4 protein-coding genes are annotated in these 5,791 nt (G+C 34.6%); 2 read left to right on the forward strand and 2 right to left on the reverse strand.

All coding sequences use genetic code 11. The annotated features are described in order from the left end of the window. Nucleotides 1-322 precede the first annotated feature (322 nt). Nucleotides 323-1,246: an RluA family pseudouridine synthase gene (locus tag JR312_RS05670; RefSeq protein ID WP_264330998.1), complete on the forward strand. Its 924-nt coding sequence runs from the start codon at nt 323-325 to the stop codon at nt 1,244-1,246. Nucleotides 1,247-1,253: 7 nt separating this feature from the next. Here the strand turns inward: JR312_RS05670 and JR312_RS05675 are convergent, their stop codons facing one another. Together JR312_RS05675 and aspS are read right to left on the reverse strand one after the other, a co-directional pair. Then, a complete protein-coding gene (locus JR312_RS05675) occupies nt 1,254-2,516 on the reverse strand; it encodes an MFS transporter (protein ID WP_264330494.1) in 1,263 nt (420 codons plus the stop codon). Nucleotides 2,517-2,551: 35 nt separating this feature from the next. Continuing rightward, complete coding sequence (aspS, locus tag JR312_RS05680) at nt 2,552-4,354, reverse strand: aspartate--tRNA ligase (RefSeq protein ID WP_264330495.1); 1,803 nt, start codon at nt 4,352-4,354, stop codon at nt 2,552-2,554. Between the two features lie 131 nt (nt 4,355-4,485). Between aspS and JR312_RS05685 the strand changes: the two genes are divergently transcribed. Continuing rightward, nucleotides 4,486-5,709 (forward strand): ankyrin repeat domain-containing protein, encoded by a 1,224-nt coding sequence (locus JR312_RS05685; RefSeq protein WP_416647930.1) that lies wholly within the window; start codon nt 4,486-4,488, stop codon nt 5,707-5,709. Nucleotides 5,710-5,791: the final 82 nt, after the last annotated feature.

The raw sequence follows: 5,791 nt of genomic DNA on the forward strand, positions 1-5,791 counted from the left end.
AAAAGGTAGAGCAAAAGTGGATTACTGCTTTGCCTAATTGGGCTTTAACTATGTCTCAACTTGATATCTTTTTTCCTGGTAGGTTAAAAATTGAGTTGAATTGAAAATGCGGTTTGACACACTTTTTTGAACGTTCCCCTCTATGATCGAGAAACTATCATTGTTACCACTTTACTCAGCTGTAGGAAAATATGAAGCCGTTATAAATAGTTAAATAATCCTCTAAATTCCAGCACGTAGCACTCGATGCAAGTAGCTGAAACTGAGAAGTACATTAGGTATGTTAGATTTTAGTTTACACAATAAAATTTTTATAAGTAAGATGTCAGAAGGTATCAAAACCATATTAGTAGAAGACAATAACGTTAGGCTCGATAGGTACATTAGAAGAATTTTTCCCAATTTGAAACAATCTGCAATTGAGAAGTCTTTAAGGAAAGGATTAATCAAGGTTGATAATTGCACGGCAAAATCCAGCGATAGGGTAAGCTCTGGGCAAACTATAATGATAAGATACTTAGACTATATTGAGAACACTAATTCTGACTGCAAATATAATGAAAAGTTAGTGAATCTACTAAGAGAGAACATATTATATGAAGACGAATATATACTAGCTATAAACAAACCCGCAGGGGTCATTGTTCAAGGCGGCATAAAGGTAAAAATTAGCATTAGTGATTTACTTGACCAAATAAGAGAGAGAGAAATATTTAAAATTGTTCACAGGCTGGATAGGGATACAAGCGGAGTAATAATATTCGCACGCAATGCCAGCGTTGCCAAATACCTTATGGAAGAATTTAAAGGACGGAGGATAAAAAAAACTTACCTAGCATTAACTTTTGGTATACCGAGCAAAGATAATGGAACAATAGACTATCCGTTGGTGAAAAAATATATTTCAGGGCAAGAAAAAGTAGTCGTTGATGAAGATTCACCTCAAAATGCCACTACGCATTTTTCAATTATAGCAAGGTTAAAACATAATGTTGCTTATTTAAAATTACAACCAATTACTGGCAGAACTCATCAATTACGTGCACATTTAGCTCATATAAATTGTCCTATTCTTGGTGACGGTAAATATGGCGGTAAAAAAGCTTTTATTGATGGAGTAGCAAATCAGATTCACCTACATTCATATTCTTTGTCTTTAAAATTGCCAAATAATAAAGAAGTCACTATTACTGCTCCTGTCCCTAAACATATCGAAAAATCTATTGAAGCGCTATCTTTTGACTAAAGCGATTTCACCAATCAATTTTTTTGTCTTTGGCTTTAATTTGAAGTACAGATATTAGGCTAATCAATGCACAAACAGTAAGGTAAATCCCTGCAGCAAGTTTTGTTTCGGTTTTTTCTATAAGCCACATGCATACCGATGGAGAAAGGCCGCCAAAAATACCTGCAGATATGTTATGTGCGAGGCTAAAGCCGGTGCACCTAACTTTTGTTGGAAATAACTCGCAGGCAAGAGAATTATATATTCCAAAAGATGCACCTATCGGCACACTTATCAACAGAAAAGAGAGCGTGACAATATAGTGGTTATCATTTGATAATAGCGAAAGTACCGGCAAACCAGCGCAAGCTAGAGCTACTAATGTAGGAATCATTACATTTTTTCTTCCAACTTTATCAGACAGTATTGCAAATAGCACTGCGGACGTTCCAAATGTAATTTCAACTATAATCCTTACTACATTTTTAATATCAATACCTGACAGAGTAAGCGCTTTTACAGATATGTTATAAAACATTATTACCGAATAAACGATTGCATTTTGAGCGATACCAAGCCCAATTGCTAATATAAATGCTTTTTTGTAGGTTTTGATTAATTCTAAAAATGGAGAATCAGATAAGCTTCTATTTTGATCATGAATTTTATATGCTAAGCTCTCTTCCATTATATATCTTGTTAAAAAGCCTATTATGCCCATAATGAAGCAGAAATAGAAGGGCAACCTCCAGCCCCAAATTTCATAATTTTCACCTGTAAACTTTTTGCAAATAGCTATCATTACAAAGCATGTGATAGAACCGAGAGCACCACTAAACGCTTTCATGCTCCCTAAGAATCCTAGATTTTTTTTATCGCTTGAATGCTCTATTAAAAAAGCAGAGTTAACACTTGTTTCTCCACCTGCTGCCATTCCTTGTACTATCCTACAAAACAGAAGCAGTATAGGAGAAAATATTCCTATTTCTCTAAAGCTTGGTATAACCGCAATTGCAGTAGACGATATCGAAGCTAATATTACGGAAGTCAGTAAAATTTTCCTCCTGCCATACTTATCTCCAATGTAACCAAAAATAAACGCACCAAGTGGTCTAAATCCAAAGCCAATTGCAAAACTGCCAAGGAATTTGATTTTTTTTATGTAGTCGCTTTCTGATGAAAAAAAAACGTCACTTATTATATGCGTCAAAACTCCAAACAGAGTTATTTCATACCATATAATCATATTGCAGATTATACTTGATAGTATTGCTTTTTGAATATCGTTCATAACTTCCAGTTTACCACACTCCGCTATAAAAATTTTTATTCAATAACCTTCAAGGATAATTCACGTAAATGCTTATCATCTACTTTAGAAGGAGCGCCCATTAGAACATCTTCTCCTTGCTGATTCATAGGAAAACAGATTACTTCACGAATATTCGGCTCATCTGCAAGTAGCATAACCATTCTATCAACCCCTGGCGCTATTCCACCATGAGGTGGCGCTCCAAACCTGAATGCACGCACAAGCGCGCCAAATTTTGTATCAACTTCCTCTTTACTGTAGCCTGCAATGGCAAAAGCTCTGTACATAATATCTAGTTTGTTATTACGAATCGCCCCACTTGAAAGCTCTATTCCATTGCAAACGAGATCATATTGATAAGCAAGGATATCTAGTGGATCTTTGTCTTCTAAATCCTTCAAGCCACCATGTGGCATGGAAAATGGGTTATGAAAGAAATCTATTTTTTTGCTTTTATCATCATATACAAAATATGGAAAATCGATGACCCAGCAAAACTTAAAGATATTGTCATCTATAAGACCTAGTTGTGATCCTAAGAGAGAGCGAACTTTCCCTGCAATTATTGCTGCTTCATTTTCCTTATCAGAAGCAAAAAATACACTATCTCCAGGCTTTACATTTGTTATTTCTTTTATAGAATTTAACCTATTGTCATCAAGAAATTTAGCAATTGGTCCTTTTGCAATGCCGTCCTTATCAAATGTTATATACCCAAGACCTTTAGCACCTAATTCTTTTTGCGCATGTTCTATTTTTTTATCAAAAAAGCTGCGTGGTTCCTCCGCTGTTTTGGGAGCAGGAATGGCTCTGACTACCATACCTCGCTCAATATTGCTTTTGAAAATATTGAACTCTGAATTACGGAAAATTTCTGTTACATCGCTGATCAATAGTGGATTGCGCAGATCTGGTTTATCAGAACCGTATTTGAGCATTGCGTCTTTGTATGTAATACGTGGAAAATCTTTATCAACTGATTTGCGAGAAAATTTGGCAAACACTTTATATAAGGTAGATTCAATAACCTGAAATATATCTTCTTGAGTTACAAAAGACATTTCAAGATCTAGCTGATAAAACTCCCCAGGAGAACGGTCAGCCCTTGCGTCCTCATCACGAAAACAAGGTGCAATTTGAAAATATTTATCAAACCCTGAAACCATAAGCAACTGCTTAAAAATCTGTGGAGCTTGTGGTAATGCATAGAATTTACCAGGATTTAGTCTGCTTGGCACTAAATAATCACGTGCTCCTTCAGGAGAAGAGGCAGTAAGTATGGGAGTTTGAATATCTAAGAATCCTTGCTCTATCATGAGCCTCCTGAGCTCTGAAATGATCTGTGAACGTAGAATAATGTTATTACGAACCTTTTCACGTCTTAAATCAAGAAAACGATATTTAAATCTCATGTTTTCTGGGTATTCTTGCTCACCGGCGATACTTGCTAATATACTCCTTTCTTCTTTTGCTATTTCTTCATCACAGTGGAACTCAACTTCAGATTCAACTTGTAAATTACTAACTATAACTTCAATTTCTCCTGTGGAAATAGAGCTATTTACCGTATCTTCAGTTCTAGCTTTGACTATTCCTGTGACAGTAATCACACTTTCTGATTTTAAATTCGAAATTTCATCAAAAAAATCTTTATCGTTATTGAATACCAACTGAGTAATCCCATGAAAATCTCTTAAATCAACAAAGATTAGGTTACCATGGTCACGTTTGCGATACAGCCAACCAGAGAGAATAACTTCCTTTTCTACATCATTCTTCCTTAATTCATTACACTCGTGAGTTTTATAACAGTTCATTTAATTGAAATTTCTAGAATACAAAAAGATTATAAAATAAATTAACCTTTGGGCAAGATAATATCTAAAGATCCTTTACAAGCAATTCTGATTTAGATATACTTTTTTATTATGTGTGTTGAGGTGTATTTATGAACCCTGAAGAATTAAAAGAAATTTTAGCTAAAAAAGAGAGGGTGAATGCTGTAATAAAAGATCTTGTTGATACTGTTACCAAAAATGATTTAGAAAAAGTAAAGTCAATTTTTGAGGAAAATAGTTCCATTATTCGAGATGTTGTCACTGAGGTTAATTCCCAAAGCGGTACAAATTTATTAAAGTGTTCTACTAATAACAAAATGGCCGAATATCTAATAGAAAAGGGTATAAGCTTTAGCGCTGCAGTCACAAAGGCAGTTAAAAGAAGAGATTTAGAGTCAGTAAAATCAATCTGTCAGATTAACAGCTTAATAGCTAAAGATGAGTTATCGCAAAATCCTGAGCCACTAGAATCTGCAACTTATGATCACAAATTTAATGATAAAATTGCAAGGTATTTGATTGAACAAGGTGCAAATCCTAATGCAACTGATCATCTTGGTCGTTACTTACTTCATCTGCAAACTGCACAAGGCAATTTCGAAGGAGCTAAGGCTTTAATAGAAAACGGTGCGGATGTTAACCTAATAAATCAAGAGGTAAAAAGCTATCAGAACTTAATTATTGGTGGTAGTGCGTTAAAGGGTCAAACTGCGTTGGATTTTGCAATTAGAATATATTACAGACATAAAGACATAGACGATCAAAAATCTGATAAAACCTTAAAATTTATAGGTTATTTAATAGAACACAAAGCAAACTTAAATATCAAAGATTGTAATGAGATGGTCCCTTTAGATATTGCTATATTTCATAATTCTCCAAAGATAGTAGAATTATTGATAAAAGCTGGTGCTGATCTTAATGTTGGAAGGGAAAAAGCAGAAGGTGTTTTAAAGTATGCAATTACTGAAGGGCATATAGATATAGGGAGAGCTACAATTCGATATATTTTGGAACATGACTCACACTGGTTAACAACTTCAAATAAACCAGATCTTCTCAATGACCAACAAGAGTTATCAAACTATTGGGATGAATATAAAGCTCAAGTTAAAGAGCTTCATGATATAGTGGGAGATAGAATTTACTTGACTGGTGACCGCTCTACCCGTCCTATAATGAGAACAGTGAGTGGCCTTTTAGATCACAACAGTAGACAAAATCTAGTAAAAGCATCACTAATACCTACTCCTAGTTCTAATGAATCAGAAAATTTTTGGGGAACGTTCAAAAAAGTGTGTCAAACCGCATTTTCAATTCAACTCAATTTTTAACCTACCAGGAAAAAAGATATCAAGTTGAGACATAGTTAAAGCCCAATTAGGCAAAGCAGTAATCCACTTTTGCTCTACCTTT

This window comes from Wolbachia endosymbiont of Nasonia giraulti (assembly GCF_048054155.1).
Classification (GTDB): domain Bacteria; phylum Pseudomonadota; class Alphaproteobacteria; order Rickettsiales; family Anaplasmataceae; genus Wolbachia; species Wolbachia pipientis_C.